This is a genomic window from Streptomyces sp. NPDC006487, assembly GCF_042870555.1.
In the GTDB taxonomy this organism is placed as follows: Bacteria; Actinomycetota; Actinomycetes; order Streptomycetales; family Streptomycetaceae; genus Streptomyces.
Window position 1 is genome coordinate 31,019 of the sequence record NZ_JBIAHN010000008.1, and the last position, 14,037, is coordinate 45,055.

The 14,037-nt window shown below is 71.4% G+C and carries 17 protein-coding genes; 8 read left to right on the forward strand and 9 right to left on the reverse strand.

The features are described 5' to 3' along the window. Window positions 1-127 precede the first annotated feature (127 nt). The 4 genes from ACFYM0_RS15150 to ACFYM0_RS15165 are packed head-to-tail and all read right to left on the reverse strand — an operon-like array spanning window position 128 to window position 2,662. A complete protein-coding gene (locus ACFYM0_RS15150) occupies window positions 128-1,087 on the reverse strand; it encodes a helix-turn-helix domain-containing protein (RefSeq protein WP_388501081.1) in 960 nt (319 codons plus the stop codon). Window positions 1,088-1,110: 23 nt separating this feature from the next. Continuing rightward, window positions 1,111-1,578, reverse strand: a complete 468-nt coding sequence (locus ACFYM0_RS15155; RefSeq protein ID WP_243330916.1) for an SseB family protein — start codon at window positions 1,576-1,578, stop codon at window positions 1,111-1,113. Between the two features lie 48 nt (window positions 1,579-1,626). Then, window positions 1,627-1,830, reverse strand: a complete 204-nt coding sequence (locus tag ACFYM0_RS15160) for a DUF397 domain-containing protein (RefSeq protein ID WP_388501084.1) — start codon at window positions 1,828-1,830, stop codon at window positions 1,627-1,629. Beyond that, a complete protein-coding gene (locus tag ACFYM0_RS15165; protein ID WP_266956576.1) occupies window positions 1,811-2,662 on the reverse strand; it encodes a helix-turn-helix transcriptional regulator in 852 nt (283 codons plus the stop codon). The genes ACFYM0_RS15160 and ACFYM0_RS15165 overlap by 20 nt, the downstream gene beginning before the upstream one ends. Before the next feature lie 119 nt (window positions 2,663-2,781). On the opposite strand from ACFYM0_RS15165, the gene ACFYM0_RS15170 reads away from it, so the two are divergent. Both ACFYM0_RS15170 and ACFYM0_RS15175 read left to right on the forward strand, forming a co-directional pair. Further along, window positions 2,782-2,988, forward strand: coding sequence for a hypothetical protein (locus tag ACFYM0_RS15170; protein WP_388501086.1), 207 nt, complete (start codon window positions 2,782-2,784; stop codon window positions 2,986-2,988). Next, entirely contained in the window at window positions 2,985-3,341 is a 357-nt protein-coding gene (locus ACFYM0_RS15175; RefSeq protein WP_388501088.1) for an ATP-binding protein, read from the forward strand. The genes ACFYM0_RS15170 and ACFYM0_RS15175 overlap by 4 nt, the downstream gene beginning before the upstream one ends. On the opposite strand, the gene ACFYM0_RS15180 is transcribed toward ACFYM0_RS15175, so the two are convergent. Further along, the gene (locus ACFYM0_RS15180) at window positions 3,252-3,728 is read right to left on the reverse strand and encodes a winged helix-turn-helix transcriptional regulator (protein WP_388501090.1); all 477 of its coding nucleotides are present in this window, start codon (window positions 3,726-3,728) and stop codon (window positions 3,252-3,254) included. The two genes, ACFYM0_RS15175 and ACFYM0_RS15180, sit on opposite strands and share 90 nt — an antisense overlap. Before the next feature lie 112 nt (window positions 3,729-3,840). Here ACFYM0_RS15180 and ACFYM0_RS15185 point away from each other — a divergent pair, with 112 nt between their 5' ends. From ACFYM0_RS15185 to ACFYM0_RS15200, 4 genes are all read left to right on the forward strand, one after another. After that, window positions 3,841-4,509 (forward strand): NADPH-dependent F420 reductase, encoded by a 669-nt coding sequence (locus ACFYM0_RS15185; RefSeq protein ID WP_388501091.1) that lies wholly within the window; start codon window positions 3,841-3,843, stop codon window positions 4,507-4,509. Window positions 4,510-4,763: 254 nt separating this feature from the next. Further along, a complete protein-coding gene (locus tag ACFYM0_RS15190; protein WP_388501714.1) occupies window positions 4,764-6,590 on the forward strand; it encodes an acyl-CoA dehydrogenase in 1,827 nt (608 codons plus the stop codon). Window positions 6,591-6,791: 201 nt separating this feature from the next. After that, entirely contained in the window at window positions 6,792-7,532 is a 741-nt protein-coding gene (locus ACFYM0_RS15195; RefSeq protein WP_388501093.1) for a hypothetical protein, read from the forward strand. A gap of 99 nt (window positions 7,533-7,631) precedes the next feature. Beyond that, window positions 7,632-8,927 (forward strand): M18 family aminopeptidase, encoded by a 1,296-nt coding sequence (locus ACFYM0_RS15200; protein ID WP_327253992.1) that lies wholly within the window; start codon window positions 7,632-7,634, stop codon window positions 8,925-8,927. 73 nt (window positions 8,928-9,000) lie between these two features. Here the strand turns inward: ACFYM0_RS15200 and ACFYM0_RS15205 are convergent, their stop codons facing one another. Next, a complete protein-coding gene (locus tag ACFYM0_RS15205; RefSeq protein WP_388501095.1) occupies window positions 9,001-10,839 on the reverse strand; it encodes an NHL domain-containing thioredoxin family protein in 1,839 nt (612 codons plus the stop codon). Between the two features lie 22 nt (window positions 10,840-10,861). Between ACFYM0_RS15205 and ACFYM0_RS15210 the strand changes: the two genes are divergently transcribed. Beyond that, window positions 10,862-11,002: a hypothetical protein gene (locus tag ACFYM0_RS15210; RefSeq protein ID WP_388501096.1), complete on the forward strand. Its 141-nt coding sequence runs from the start codon at window positions 10,862-10,864 to the stop codon at window positions 11,000-11,002. A gap of 26 nt (window positions 11,003-11,028) precedes the next feature. Here ACFYM0_RS15210 and ACFYM0_RS15215 read toward each other — a convergent pair whose 3' ends face one another. Next, the gene (locus ACFYM0_RS15215; protein ID WP_388501098.1) at window positions 11,029-11,829 is read right to left on the reverse strand and encodes a hypothetical protein; all 801 of its coding nucleotides are present in this window, start codon (window positions 11,827-11,829) and stop codon (window positions 11,029-11,031) included. A 32-nt stretch (window positions 11,830-11,861) separates the two neighbouring features. On the opposite strand from ACFYM0_RS15215, the gene ACFYM0_RS15220 reads away from it, so the two are divergent. Next, a complete protein-coding gene (locus ACFYM0_RS15220; RefSeq protein ID WP_327253988.1) occupies window positions 11,862-12,368 on the forward strand; it encodes an LURP-one-related family protein in 507 nt (168 codons plus the stop codon). A 38-nt stretch (window positions 12,369-12,406) separates the two neighbouring features. Here ACFYM0_RS15220 and ACFYM0_RS15225 read toward each other — a convergent pair whose 3' ends face one another. Together ACFYM0_RS15225 and ACFYM0_RS15230 are read right to left on the reverse strand one after the other, a co-directional pair. Continuing rightward, window positions 12,407-13,153, reverse strand: a complete 747-nt coding sequence (locus ACFYM0_RS15225; protein WP_388501100.1) for a hypothetical protein — start codon at window positions 13,151-13,153, stop codon at window positions 12,407-12,409. Window positions 13,154-13,208: 55 nt separating this feature from the next. Next, complete coding sequence (locus ACFYM0_RS15230) at window positions 13,209-13,988, reverse strand: carbon-nitrogen family hydrolase (RefSeq protein WP_388501101.1); 780 nt, start codon at window positions 13,986-13,988, stop codon at window positions 13,209-13,211. Between the last annotated feature and the right edge of the window lie 49 nt (window positions 13,989-14,037).

Consider the following 14,037-nt stretch of genomic DNA (forward strand, 5'->3'; position numbering starts at 1 on the left):
AGCTTCGTGCGCAAGGACGCACGTGACATCACAGTCCCCCCTGTCCGTAGGAGCGGGATCGTCCCCGCAGCACTGATATTCGGGACTCGCGGCCGCCGCCGCGATGGTTTCGGTGGTGGCCGAAAGGTCAGGCGCCGCTGTGGAGCAGGTCCACGCCCAGCGCGGTCGCCGAGTGCAGCACCGCCTTGCCGTCCCGCGCCGTGGTGATCAGGCCCGCCGCGCGCAGGGTGCGGGTGTGTTCCGAGACGGACGGGAGGCTGATGTCGAGGTCGCGGGCCAGCTCGGAGGTGGTCCGCTGCTCGATCAGCAGCTGGAGCACGGCCGCCCGGGTCCGCCCCAGCAGCGCGTCCAGCGCGCCGTCCGCCCGGTCCGGGGACACCAGCGGCAGAGGGGTCAGCGCCGGGTACAGGAGTACGTAGGACCCGTCCGGCTGGTCGACCAGCAGCGGGCGGCCGGTCCAGAACGGCGAGGGCATCAGCACCAGCCCGCGCCCGCCGAGCCGCACCTCGTAGTCCGGCGGCCGGCCCACTTCGAAGACGAGGCCCGACCAGTCGGCCTCCGGATGGGTGCTCGCCAGGCAGGCCTTGATCCCGTGCGCGGCCAGCAGCCGGGTCCGCCAGGCCACGTCGGCCTGGAAGGACTGCCGGATCCGCGGCCAGTGCGGGGCTATGAGGACGTCGTGCGCCGACCGGATCGCGGCATCGAGCTGGTCCCAGGCCTGCCGGTCCCGGCCCCACAGGGCGCGCAGCCAGGACGGGGAGCCGGGCGCGCGGGCGGCGGCGCGGGCGAGCCCCTCCGGCGTGAGGAAGGAGGCCCCGTCCCGGACGACGGCGAGGCCCTCCTCGAGGCTCCGTACGTACGGCTCCACGAACTGCGGGTTGTCCCCGTCGGGACGGAGCAGGTCGAACAGCGGCCGCACCCGCCCCGGCAGCTCCCGCGCGGCAAGGTTCCGCCAGCGTCCGAAAACCGCCTGCTGGTCCGTGCGCTGCGCGGCGACGAGCGCGAGGGCCAGCTCCACCAGGGGCAGCGGCTCGCTCGCGAACGTGACGTTGAGCAGGTCCTCGGCCTCGAAGTGCACGCGCAGCATGTCCGCCCCCGGCCGCTCGGTGGTTAGCCGTACATGCGGCGCATGGCGAAGTCGACCATCTGCTCGACGGCCTTCGCGTCGAAGACCATCCGGTGGTCGCCCTCCATGTCGAGGACGAAGCCGTAGCCGGTGGGCAGCAGGTCGATCACCTCGGCGCCGGTGATCACGAAGTACTTGGACTCCTTGCCGGCGTACCGGCGGAGCTCCTTGAGGGTGGTGAACATCGGGATGACCGGCTGCTGCGTGTTGTGCAGTGCCAGGAAGCCCGGGGTGTCGCCGCGCGGGCAGTAGACCTTCGAGGAGGCGAAGATCTGCTGGAAGTCCTCTGCGGACAGCGACCCGGTCGTGAAGGCCCGCACCGCGTCCGCGAGGGAGGGCGGCGAGGGCTCGGGGTACAGCGGCTGCTGAGGCTGCTGCTGCGCGTAGCCCTGCTGGGGCTGGGCGTAGCCGCCCTGCTGCCCCGCGCTCACGTTCTGGTCATAGCCGTACATGGCCCGAAGCCTACCGAGGCGGCGGGCCGCCGGGACGTCGAGTTCCGGTCAGTGGGACTTCAGCCCCGTGACGAAGCCGCTCCACGCGGTGGCAGAGAGTACGAGGACGGGCCCGCCCTGCACTTTGGAATCCCGGACGGGGACGATGCCGGTCAGGCCGTCGGCCACCTCGACGCAGTCACCGCCGGTGCCGTTGCTGAAGCTGCTCTTGCGCCAGCAGGCGGACGTCAAGTCAATCGCGGTGCTTGCCATTTCTGAAGTCCTCTGCAGCTGCGTCGATCCTCGCCAGGGACGCCTCAGGTGACAGCGCGACAGCCCTGAGCAGATCGTACGACCTGCGGTAGTCCTTCACGAGGGCAGGAAAGTCGATGAGTTGTCCGCTGTGCAGGCTCTCGGTGTACACGACGGGCGGCGCATCCACGAAGGTCATCACCTTGGCCATGCCCATCATGAACGGATGGGCCGCAGCGTTTTCCGGAACGATCTGCAGAATGGAACGAGTGGTTCTGACCACGTTCGCGATGTGGGCCAGCAACTCGACCATCCCGCCCGCAGGAACCACCCGCCGCCGGATCAGCGACTCGTCCATTACCACCCAGTAGGCCGGCGGCGACTCACCCTTGAACAGCTGGGCCCGCGCGACTCGGGCCTGCACCTTCTCCTCGACCTCGCTGTCGAGGGCCCGGGGCATCGCCGCCCGCGTGAGCGCCCGCGCATAGGCGGGTGTCTGCAACAGGCCGGGGACGAGCATCGGAGCCCACTCCTCGATGGTCTCCGCGTACGGCTCCATCTCCGCGACGTCTGCGAAGTACTCCGCATGCCCGGACTGCCTCGCCTTGCGCGCATCTTCACAGCGCCGCTCGAAAAACCCGTCCGTGCCCAGCTTCCCGTCCACGTGCCGGGCCAGATCCAGCGGCATGCGCCGCTCGCCGTGCTCGATCTGACTCAGGAACGGCACCCCCCGGAAGCTCCCCTCCGCCAACTGTTCCAGCGTGAGCCCCGCGGATTCCCGTTTGTAGCGCAGCTCAGCGCCATAGAAGGACGGCACATTCGCCGAAGCGTCGGGGTCCTTACGAGCGGGCACAACCCACCACCGCCATTTGCCACTTGTCCAGCGGAACTCGAAACTCTTCCCACGCTACGCCGGGCCGCGCCACGCTGTGAGCAGTTCGTCACTCCCCGCTGCGAAAGGCCGGCTCCGCCATGAGCGACCACCCCCACGACCACGAGGCGACCCAGGCCCTGGAGAACCTCCGCTCCGCACTCGAAACGCACGGGATCACCCTCCCCTCCCTCGACCTCCACCTCCTCTCCTACGCCGGGCGGTACGCCAGCCCGCCCCTCATCGCCCTCGGCAACTGCAACCCCGCCACCGCGCAGCGCCTCGCCGACGCCCTGGGCACGCGGTGACCCTCGTGCTGCGGCTGCTCGCCACCCCCGGGGCCGTCCCCCTGGCCCGGCACGCCGTGCGCGAGCACACCCGCAGCCACGACGCCGAGCTCTGCGTGAGCGAGATGCTCACCAACGCCCTCACCCACCTCGGCGAAGGCACGCCGGTCACGCTCAGGGTCACCGGAAGGGCAACCCGCACCCGGGTCGAGCTCACCGACCCCGACCCGCGCGCATGGCCCGTACTGCGAGACGTCACGGAAGACCGGGAATCCGGGCGGGGTCTAGCCCTGCTCGACGCGGTGGCGCTGCAATGGGGCGTCATCCAGGGGCCCGGGAGCAAGACCGTCTGGGCCGAGCTCGCGCAGCCGTAGGCGGGCTTCGTACCGGTCCTGCGCCTCGAGCACGTCGTCCGCGTACTGCGCGGCCCAGGTCCCCATCGCCCGCATCGGCGTGAGCAGGGCCGTACCGGCCGCGGTCAGGGCGTAGTCCACCCGCGGCGGGGCCTCGGCGTACGCCCGGCGCTCCACGAGGCCGTTGCGCTCCAGCCGCCGCAGCGCCTCGTTCAGCGCCTTCGGGCTGATCCCGCCGATCCGCGCGACCAGCGCCCTCGGCCGCATCGGCCGGCCCGCCGCGCCGAGCGTGAACACCACGACGCTGTCCCAGCGGTGCGCGAGCACCTCGAAGGCGACGCGCGCCCGGCAGTCCGCCGTGTACGTGAGGTCCGGCAGCCCCTCGGCCGGTTCGGGCAGCTTCTCCACGCGCCCCATCCTGCCTCCGCCGATGGACACCGGTCGGTGTGCATCGCCCTCCGTAGCTTCGGCCACCGGAGAACGACAACTACGACAGCAACGACAGGAAGAGGTGACGGCGATGCGGATCGGCGTGATGGGAACGGGAGCCATGGCGGAGGCCCTCGGCGGGGCCTGGGTGCGGGCCGGGCACGAGGTGTTCGCCGGCGGGCGCGACGGGGCGGCGGCCCGGGCGCTGGCCCGGCGGATCGGGGCGGCGGGGCACGGGAGCCTCGCGCGGGCGGCGGAGTACGGGGAGCTCGCGCTGCTCGCCGTACCGGCCGGGGCGGCTCCGGCGCTGACGGCGGAGCACGCGGCGGCGCTGGCCGGGCGGACGGTCGTGGACTGCACGAACCCGCTGGCTCCGGGGCCGGGCGGGGTGATGCTGACCACAGGCGACGGGCCGAGCACGGCCGCCCTCGTCCAGGCGGCCGCGCCCGGGGCACACGTGGTGAAGGCCTTCAACCTGGCCCACGCGAGCGTGTGGGGGCTGCCGGTCGCCGCCTTCGGCGGGACCCGGCCCGCGGTGCCGTACTGCGCCGACGACGCGGGGGCCGCCGAGCGCGTCGCGCAGCTGGTCACCGGGATGGGCTGGATCCCGATGCCGGCCGGAGGGCTGGACCGGGCCGGGTACGTGGAGGCCACGGCCGCCTTCGTGATCGGCGTGTGGTGGGCGGGCGGCTCACCCCGGCTGGCCTTCCCGGAGCCGGTGGCGGCGGAACAGGCCGTCGCCCACGGCCCCCGCCCGTGACCGCGGCGCCGCCCCTCGAGTGAGACCGGGGCGGGACTGAGGCCGGGCTGAAGCCGGACTGAGGGGGATCTCGGGACAGTCGTCGGAGGGGTTCCGAGAGATTCCGAGAGATCTGAGGGGTCTGAGGGATCCGAGAGAGAGGTCACAGTCCCGCCGGTAGGGGTTGCAGTTTATTACCGACGGGTAGCATCATTACGTTACCGATTGGTATGCACGAGGAACCACTCTCACCGAGCCTTAACGGAGCCGTCGCCATGGGGCACTACAAGTCGAATCTCCGCGACATCGAGTTCAACCTCTTCGAGGTACTCGGCCGCGACAACGTGTACGGCACTGGCCCGTTCGGTGAGATGGACACCGAGACCGCCAAGACGATCATCGGCGAGATCGCCAAGCTCTCCGAGAACGAGCTAGCCGCCTCCTTCGAGGACGCCGACCGCAACCCGCCGGTCTTCGACCCGGCCACGAACACCGCGCCCGTCCCGGCGTCCTTCAAGAAGAGCTACAAGGCCTTCATGGACTCCGAGTACTGGCGCCTGGGCCTGCCCGAGGAGATCGGCGGCACCACCTCGCCCCGCTCCCTGATCTGGGCGTTCGCCGAGACGATCCTGGGCGCGAACCCGGCCGTCTGGATGTACTCCTCCGGCCCGGCGTTCGCCGGCGTCCTCTTCGAAGAGGGCAACGAGGTCCAGAAGAAGATCGCCGCGCTCGCCGTCGAGAAGCGCTGGGGCTCCACCATGGTCCTCACCGAGCCGGACGCCGGCTCGGACGTCGGCGCCGGCCGCACCAAGGCGGTCCAGCAGGACGACGGCTCCTGGCACATCGAGGGCGTGAAGCGCTTCATCACCTCCGGCGAGCACGACATGGAGGAGAACATCCTCCACTACGTCCTCGCGCGCCCCGAGGGCCACGGCCCGGGCACGAAGGGCCTCTCCCTCTTCCTGGTCCCGAAGTTCCACTTCGACTGGGAGACCGGCGAGCTGGGCGAGCGCAACGGCGTCTACGCGACGAACGTCGAGCACAAGATGGGCCTCAAGGCCTCCAACACGTGCGAGATGACCTTCGGCGACCAGCACCCCGCCAAGGGCTGGCTGATCGGTGACAAGCACGACGGCATCCGCCAGATGTTCATGATCATCGAGTTCGCCCGGATGATGGTCGGCACGAAGGCCATCGCGACCCTGTCGACCGGCTACCTGAACGCGCTGGAGTACGCCAAGGAGCGCGTGCAGGGTCCGGACCTCGCCGAGTTCATGGACAAGGCGGCCCCCAAGGTCACCATCACGCACCACCCCGACGTGCGCCGCTCGCTCATGACGCAGAAGGCGTACGCCGAGGGCATGCGCGCCCTGGTCCTCTACACCGCCTCGATCCAGGACGAGATCCAGGTCAAGCAGGCCGCCGGCGAGGACACCGCGTCCCTCGTGGGCCTCAACGACCTGCTCCTGCCGATCGTGAAGGGCTACGGCTCGGAGAAGTCCTACGAGCAGCTCGCGCAGTCGCTCCAGACCTTCGGCGGCTCGGGCTACCTGCAGGAATACCCGATCGAGCAGTACATCCGCGACGCCAAGATCGACACCCTCTACGAGGGCACCACGGCCATCCAGGGCCAGGACTTCTTCTTCCGGAAGATCGTCCGCGACCAGGGCGCTTCCCTCAACGTCCTCTCCGAGACGATGAAGAAGTTCCTGGCCGAGGGCCCCGGCGGCGAGGACCTCGCCCCGGCCCGCGACGCGCTCGCCAAGGCGGCCGTCGACCTGGAGGCCATCGTCGGCCAGATGATCGTCGACCTCACCGCCACCGGCGAGGACGTCAAGAACATCTACAAGGTCGGCCAGAACACCACCCGGCTGCTCATGGCCTCCGGTGACGTGGTCGTCGGCTACCTGCTCCTCAAGGGCGCGGCCGTGGCCGCCGAGAAGCTGCCGTCCGCCTCCGCCAAGGACGTGCCGTTCTACACCGGCAAGATCGCGGCGGCGAAGTTCTTCGCCGCCCAGATCCTGCCGGGCGTCTCGGTGGCCCGCGCGCTCGCCGAGTCCGTCGACAACACCCTGATGGAGCTCGACGAGGCCGCCTTCTAGGCCCCGCCGGCCGGTACCGGGAAACTCCATCCCCCAGCTGTACGCGGTGTACGTACGCGCAGACGGCCGGGTCCTCCGCACGGGGGCCCGGCCGTCGGCGTGCGCGCGGGCCGCGTCGCCCGCCGGCTTCTCCGGGGCCCCGCACGGCCCGTGGGCTGCGGGGTTCCCGGGATGTCGGTGGTTCGTGCGACGCTCGTGGGTATGAGTCCACAGGAGCAGCAGCGCGGCAGCAGGGGGTACTCCGTCCCGACCGGGCGGCCCTATGCCCTGAAGGAGCTGCAGTCCGCCGTGGGCAGCCTCGGCGACCACCTCAAGGAGCTCTACGAGGGCGCCCACCCCACCGAGTACGAATCGGTGGCCGACGCCCTCTACACCGCCTTCCAGACCGCCGCAGGGCTCGCGCCCGCCAAGAGCTACACCGGCTGTCCGGAGCACCCCAACGGCGCCCTCGACCCCGAGGCGCCCGACGGCTGGGGGCGCTGCCTCATCTGCAACGACCGGCGCCGCCTCGGACTGCGCGCGCAGGGCGCCCGGGCCGCGTCCGCCGCCCCGCCCGCCGGGGAGCAGCGCCGGCTCGGATACCCGGTGCCCGAGCCCCCGTACACCCTCCAGGCACTGCACGGCTGCCTGCGCACGGTCGAGGAACGGCGCTTCCACCTGAGCCTTTCCTCGCCCCCCGACGACTTCGTCGCGATGGCCGACGACCTGCACCGCGCCTTCATCGTGGCCCGGGAGCTGTCCCGGCCGCGCAACGCCTCGGGCTGCTCCGAGCACCCCGGCGCACCCATCGATCCCGACGCCCCTCCCGGTGAGGCCTGTATCTTCTGCGCCGGACGCAAGAGGCGCGCGCAGCGCTCCGCGCAGACCCCGGAAATGCTCCCGCGCATCCGCCGGGGCGAGCGCAGACAGTTGCAGCGCCGCTTCGACCGTCCGCCGGGCTGACAAGCACCGGGAGCCCGGGACACACGCCCCGCGGCCCTTCCTCCGGCTATCCGCCGCAGTCCGGCCATGACGAACACGACCGTCGTTAAGGTGAACCACATGAGCTCTCCCGCCGCCCGCTTCGACCGCGGCCACACCGACGACCTGATGACCTTCCTGGCGGCGAGTCCGTCGCAGTACCACGCCGTGGCCAACGCGGCCGAGCGGCTGGAGAAGGCCGGATTCAGGCAGTTGGCCGAGACCGACGCTTGGGACGCGAGCACGGGAGGCAAGTTCGTACTCCGCGGGGGCGCGATCATCGCCTGGTACGTGCCCGAAGGCGCTGCCGCGCACACCCCGTTCCGGATCATCGGCGCGCACACCGACTCCCCCAACCTCCGCGTCAAGCCGCTGCCCGACACCGGCGCCCAGGGCTGGCGGCAGATCGCCGTGGAGATCTACGGCGGCACCCTGCTCAACACCTGGCTCGACCGCGACCTGGGCCTGGCCGGACGGCTGACCCTGCTCGACGGCACCGAACGGCTCGTCAACATCGACCGTGCGCTGATGCGCGTACCCCAACTCGCCGTGCACCTGGACCGGTCGGTGAACACCGACGGGCTCAAGCTGGACAAGCAGCGGCACATGCAGCCGATCTGGGGCCTCGGCGACGTCCACGAAGGCGACCTGATCGCCTTCCTGGAGGACGAGGAAGGCCTCGAGCGCGGCTCCGTGGCCGGCTGGGACCTGATGGTCCATTCGATCGAGCCCCCGGCCTACCTGGGCCGCGACCGCGAACTGCTGGCCGGCCCGCGCATGGACAACCTGCTGTCGGTCCACGCCGGCGTCGCGGCCCTCGCCGCGGCCTCCACCGCGGGCACGCTCGACCACATCCCGGTCCTGGCCGCCTTCGACCACGAGGAAAACGGCTCCCAGTCGGACACCGGCGCGGACGGGCCCCTGCTGGGCAACGTGCTGGAACGTTCAGTCTTCTCGCGCGGCGGCTCCTACGAGGACCGCGCGCGGGCCTTCGCCGGCGCGATCTGCCTCTCCTCGGACACCGGCCACGCCGTGCACCCCAACTACGCCGAGCGGCACGACCCCTCGCACCACCCGCGCGCCAACGGCGGCCCGATCCTGAAGGTCAACGTCAACCAGCGGTACGCGACCGACGGCAGCGGCCGCGCGGTGTTCGTGAACGCCTGCGAGCGCGCCGGCGTCCCGTGGCAGACCTTCGTCTCCAACAACTCGATGCCGTGCGGCACGACGATCGGCCCGATCACCGCCGCCCGCCACGGCATCCAGACGGTCGACATCGGCGTGGCCATCCTGTCGATGCACAGCGCCCGCGAACTGTGCGGCGCGGACGACCCGTACCTCCTGGCCAACGTCATGCTGGCGTTCCTGGAGAACTGAGCCCGCGTCATCACGCGCTCATGACCGTGCCCGCCGGGGGGTTTCCCCCGGCGGGCACGGTGGTGACGGTGGCTCAGTCGTCCATCCCCGCCAGCACCAGGGGCAGCCGGGTCGCGCCGCCGGGAGCGATGCTCACCGGCACCCCCCAGTCCTGCTGGTGGACGTGACAGGCGGGGTACTCGTTCTCGGGGTCGTCGTCGCAGGACGCGGCCATCGCGGAGACGTGGAGGACGCCCTCGGTCATTTCCGGGTTCAGCGCGAGCTCCCGGAACAGGTCGGTCCCGGCCCCCTCCCCCGCCGTCAGCAGCTCGGGCGGCGTCGAGGAGACCAGCAGGCGGGTCGAGGGCCCGTAGCGGGTGTCGAGCTTCTGCCCGGACGGTGCCCGGAAGACGATGTCGAGCCGCAGCGTGCCCGGGGCCACCTCGGTGGCGGCCCGCTGCGTGCGGTGGGCGACCGCGTCGACCCGTACGGCCTCCTCGGGAAGGCGCAGCCGGGTCAGCCGGTGCCGGGCCGACTCCACGACCACGATGTCGTCCCCGACGAGCACGGCGTCGCTGGGCTCGCGCAGATCGGTGGCCAGGGTGGTGACCTGCCCGGTGGCGGGGTCGTAGCGCCGCAGGGCGTGGTTGTACGTATCGCACACCGCGACGGACCCGTCGGGCAGCGCGGTGACGCCGAGCGGGTGCTGGAGCAGCGCCTGGGCGGCGTCGCCGTCCCGGTGCCCGAAGTCGAAGAGCCCGCTGCCGACGGCGGTGCGGATGGCATGGCCGCCGCCGTCGACCACCTCCACGTACCTCAGTGCGCTCGTCTCGGAGTCGGCGATCCACAGCCGGTCCTCGGTGGCCGCGAGCCCGGACGGCTGCGCGAACCAGGCCTCGGCGGCCGGTCCGTCGTGCAGCCCCTCGTTGGTCGTCCCGGCGGCCACGGCCACCGAGTCGCTCTCCGGATCCCACGTCCACAGCTGGTGAACGCCCGCCATGGCGATCCAGACCTTGCCCTGCCACCAGGCCACGTCCCACGGCGAGGACAGGTCGACCTCGAGGGCCGGTCCCGAGGCCGGGGACCCCTGCCACCACTGCCGCCCGGTCCCGGCGACCGTCTCCACGGCCCCGGTCGCGGGGTCGAACCGCCGCAGCGCGTGATTGACGGTGTCCGCGACGACCACGGTCCCGTCGGGCAGCAGCGCCAGCCCCTGGGGCTCGCTGAAGGCCTCCGGCCCGAACCCCCGCTCCCCGCCCCCGATGCGCCGTACGACGCTCTCCCCGTCGGGGGCCAGCTCCACCAGCTGGTGCCGGGTCGTATCGGAGACGAGCAGGTTCCCGGAGGGCAGCACGAGCGCCTTCCCCGGGAACCGCAGGTCCCCCGCCACCGGCTCGGGCGCCACGTACGGCCCGTCCCCGCGCCGCAGCGTCCCCTTCGCCTCGTGCTCGGCCTCCAGCTCCTCCACGAGCTTCGCGATGGCGTGCGCGTGCCCCTCCCCCGCGTGCTGCGCGACGACGTACCCCTCGGGGTCGATCACCACGAGCGTGGGCCAGGCACGGACGGCGTACTGCTTCCAGGTCGCGAGCTCGGGATCGTCGAGCACGGGGTGGTGCACCCCGTACCGCTCCACGGCGTCGACGACGGCGGAGTGCTCGGCCTCGTGCACGAACTTCGGCGAGTGCACCCCGACGATCACCACGGTGTCGCGGTGCTTCTCCTCCAGCTCGCGCAGCTCATCGAGCACGTGCAGGCAGTTCACACAGCAGAAGGTCCAAAAATCGAGGATCGTGATCCGCCCTCGCAGGTCGGCGAGGGTCAGATCCTTCCCACCGGTGTTGAGCCAGCCGCCCTTGCCGATCAGCTCGGGGGCACGGACTCGGGCACGGCGGGGCGCGGGCGCGGGGGTGGGCGCCGGGGCAGCATCGTTCATCCTTCAAGCTTGCCATCCGAGTATGAACCCCGGATCACACCCGTACGGCGGGAGACCGGTGCCCGGCGGTGCACGGCTCAGCGCCCTGATCAACGCCGCGGCGATCCGGGCCCTGCTCCGCTACGCGGCGCGGCCGCGCGGCACCCGGGGTGCGCGGCTCTAGGGGGCGTCTTGCCGACTCAGGCCGGATCAGGCTCCGAAGTCGTGCAGGGAGCGGACCAGGGCGGTGACGAAGGTGTTCTGGACCTCCGGCGGGAGGAGGTCCAGGGAGAGGTACGGGTTGAGGTCCTCCAGCTCCACCAGGAGGAGGTCGCCCGAGGGGGCGCGGCAGGCGTCCACGCGCTGGATGCCGTGGGTGAGGGTGTTCCAGGCGATGAAGGTGCGGGCGAAGGACAGGTCCGCCGGGGTCGGGTCGTAGGGGATCAGCTCCCAGCGGCGGTCCGGGTCGGGGGCGTAGAGGGCGTACTGGAAGGTGTCGTCGACGAAGTAGAAGGACACCTCGTACGCGAAGTCGATGCGCGGCTGGATCAGGAACTCCCCCGGGGCGCAGTCCGGGTGCGGGGTGAAGGCCAGGCCTATCGAGTCCGCTCCCTGTTTCGGCTTCACCGCGTAGGTGGGGGACGCGGGGAGGAGCGACAAGTGCGCCGGGTCGTCGACCGTCGGGATGACCGGGTGGCCGGAGGCGGTCAGGTCGACGAGGTACTGCTTGCCCGCCATGTCGCCCCGGCCCGTCAGGGGGTTGTAGACGCGGGTGCCGGCGGCGAGGGCGGCCGCGCGGAAGGAGTCGTAGGCCTCCTGGTGGTGCAGGACCGGGCCACTGTTGCGGACGACCACGGTGTCGAAGGCCGGGAGGAGGGCCTCGGCGTCCAGGGGGTGGCACAGGGCGAGGGGGAAGTGCTCGCGCAGGCGTGCGGTGAGGAAGACGTCCTCGTCGCCGTAGCGGCGGCCGCGCGCCGGGTAGGCCAGGTCGGTCACGTAGAGAAGTGGCATGACCGGAACCTATCGCGGGCAGCGATGAGGGCGTGAAATACCTGGTACGGGACAAAATGCTGGCCATCGGGGACGACTACTGGATCGAGGACGAGGACGGCCGGCACGCCTTCCTCGTGGACGGGAAGGCCCTGCGGTTCCGCGACACCCTGGAGCTGAAGGATCCCGACGGGCGGATCCTCATCACGCTGCGGGAGAAGCTCTTCGCCCTGCGCGACGCGATGACGCTGGAGCGCGACGAGCGGCGGCTGGCGGTGATCCGGAAGAAGCGGTTCTCGCTGCTGCGCAACCACTACTCGGTGGTGCTCAACGAGGGCACCGAGCTCGATGTCAGCGGGCGGATCCTGGACCGGGAGTTCAAGGTCGAGTACGACGGGGAGCTGCTGGCGCTGATTTCCCGCCAGTGGTACCGGATCCGCGAGACGTACGCCGTCGACGTGGTCCGCGAGGACGCCGACGCCTCGCTGCTGATCGCCGTCGCGGTGTGCGTGATCCGGATGGCGGAGAAGGAGCGGGAGGGCCCGGGCGACGAGCCGTAGGCCCGCTCGGTCTCAGCCCCGCTCGGTCTCAGCCCCGCTCAGTCACAGCCGAGCCGGCCGCAGGGCTTGACCGGGCCGGCGCCGGGGAGGGCGGAGAGGAACTCGCGCAGGGCGGCCCGTTCGGCCTCGGTGAGGTTCTCGTCGTACGTGACCTTCACCCGGGTCCTGGTCCCGGATCCGGCGCCGTGCGACCCGATGCCGGTGACTCCGTAGGGCTGGAGTTCCGGCATCCAATCACCGCTGCCGTAGACGTCGTCCGGAACCTCCACGGAGTAGCTGTGCACGGGCTTGAGGAGGTCCTTGGCCACCGGGACCGCCACGTACACCACCCCGACGGTGGCGGCTGCGGTGACGGCGACCGCGATGCCGGCGTGGACGCGGGCGAGCACCGGGCGGCGGCGCGGGTCCGCGGACGCGGCCAGCAGGAGGATCACCGCGGAAGGGATCACCACGAACATGCCGAAGCAGGTCAGGAGCACACCGAACAGGGTCAGGACGATGCCGACGCCGTGGCACGTGGCGCGGAACGACGCCCGGTCCCGGAGGAAGAGGAGCCAGGCGACGGCAGCGAACGGGAGGAGGAAGACCAGCCCCATCGGGTTCAGCAGGGCACATGCCACGGGGACGGCGGCGAGGAAGGCGGCGGCCCCGGCCATCGACCGCTGGAGCCAGTGGACGGAGTCCGGTTCGACCGGTTCGGCCGGTTCGGCCGGTTCGGCCGGGCCGACCGGGCCGACCGGGCCGACCGGTTCGAGCTGCCCGTCCGCTATGTCCCCGTTCTCCATGCCCCGCACGCACCCTTTACTTCACGCTGACTTCGCACAAGTAAACCCCATCCGGTCAGAGGCCGAGGCGGCGGTCCTTCAGGGCCGGGAACTGCTCGCGGGTTTCGGCGACCTTCTTCGGGTCGAGGTCCACCGTCAGGACCTCCTCCCCCGGGCCCGCCTCCGCGAGGACCTCGCCCCACGGGTCCACGACCAGGCTGTGGCCGGCCTGTTCCACGCCGCCGTTGGTGCCGGCCGTCCCGCAGGCGAGGACGTACGACTGGTCCTCGACGGCGCGGGCCCGGTTCAGCAGCGTCCAGTGGCCCCGGCGGCGGGCCGGCCAGCCCGCGGAGACGACCAGCGTCGTCGCCCCGGCGTCGACCAGGCCGCGGAACAGTTCCGGGAAGCGCAGGTCGTAGCAGGTGGCGAGGCCGAGGGTCTGTTCCGGAAGGGCGACCGTGGTCAGGGACTCGCCCGCGGACATCAGGACGGCCTCGCCCTGGTCGAAGCCGAAGCGGTGGATCTTGCGGTACGTGGCGGCGAGCTCGCCCGTCGGGGAGAGGACGAGCGCGGTGTTGTAGAGCGAGCCGTCGCCCGCGCGCTCCACGAACGAGCCGGCGTGCAGCCAGACCCCGGCATCGCGGGCGGCCGCGGCCATGGCCCCGTAGGTCGGGCCGTCCAGCGGCTCGGCCTCTGTCTCGAACTGCTCGTAGGCGAAGGCGCCCACGGTCCACAGTTCGGGCAGGACGACGAGGTCCGAGCCGGACTGTTCGCGCACGAGGTCTGCGGCACGGGAGCGGCGGGAAACCACCGACTCCCCCTCATTCACTGCGATTTGGATCAGGGAAGCGCGCACAGTACCACCGTCCTGGCTTTCAAGCCGTCAACTCGGGCCTACGATCGTC

Bases quoted from the DNA above. Each gene is read 5' to 3' on its own strand.
- ACFYM0_RS15150 (WP_388501081.1), bottom strand. From the start codon at position 1,087: ATGCTGCGCGTGCACTTCGAGGCCGAGGACCTGCTCAACGTCACGTTC.
- ACFYM0_RS15155 (WP_243330916.1), bottom strand. From the start codon at position 1,578: ATGTACGGCTATGACCAGAACGTGAGCGCGGGGCAGCAGGGCGGCTAC.
- ACFYM0_RS15160 (WP_388501084.1), bottom strand. From the start codon at position 1,830: ATGGCAAGCACCGCGATTGACTTGACGTCCGCCTGCTGGCGCAAGAGC.
- ACFYM0_RS15170 (WP_388501086.1), top strand. From the start codon at position 2,782: ATGAGCGACCACCCCCACGACCACGAGGCGACCCAGGCCCTGGAGAAC.
- ACFYM0_RS15185 (WP_388501091.1), top strand. From the start codon at position 3,841: ATGCGGATCGGCGTGATGGGAACGGGAGCCATGGCGGAGGCCCTCGGC.
- ACFYM0_RS15190 (WP_388501714.1), top strand. From the start codon at position 4,764: ATGGGGCACTACAAGTCGAATCTCCGCGACATCGAGTTCAACCTCTTC.
- ACFYM0_RS15195 (WP_388501093.1), top strand. From the start codon at position 6,792: ATGAGTCCACAGGAGCAGCAGCGCGGCAGCAGGGGGTACTCCGTCCCG.
- ACFYM0_RS15200 (WP_327253992.1), top strand. From the start codon at position 7,632: ATGAGCTCTCCCGCCGCCCGCTTCGACCGCGGCCACACCGACGACCTG.
- ACFYM0_RS15205 (WP_388501095.1), bottom strand. From the start codon at position 10,839: ATGAACGATGCTGCCCCGGCGCCCACCCCCGCGCCCGCGCCCCGCCGT.
- ACFYM0_RS15210 (WP_388501096.1), top strand. From the start codon at position 10,862: ATGAACCCCGGATCACACCCGTACGGCGGGAGACCGGTGCCCGGCGGT.
- ACFYM0_RS15215 (WP_388501098.1), bottom strand. From the start codon at position 11,829: ATGCCACTTCTCTACGTGACCGACCTGGCCTACCCGGCGCGCGGCCGC.
- ACFYM0_RS15225 (WP_388501100.1), bottom strand. From the start codon at position 13,153: ATGGAGAACGGGGACATAGCGGACGGGCAGCTCGAACCGGTCGGCCCG.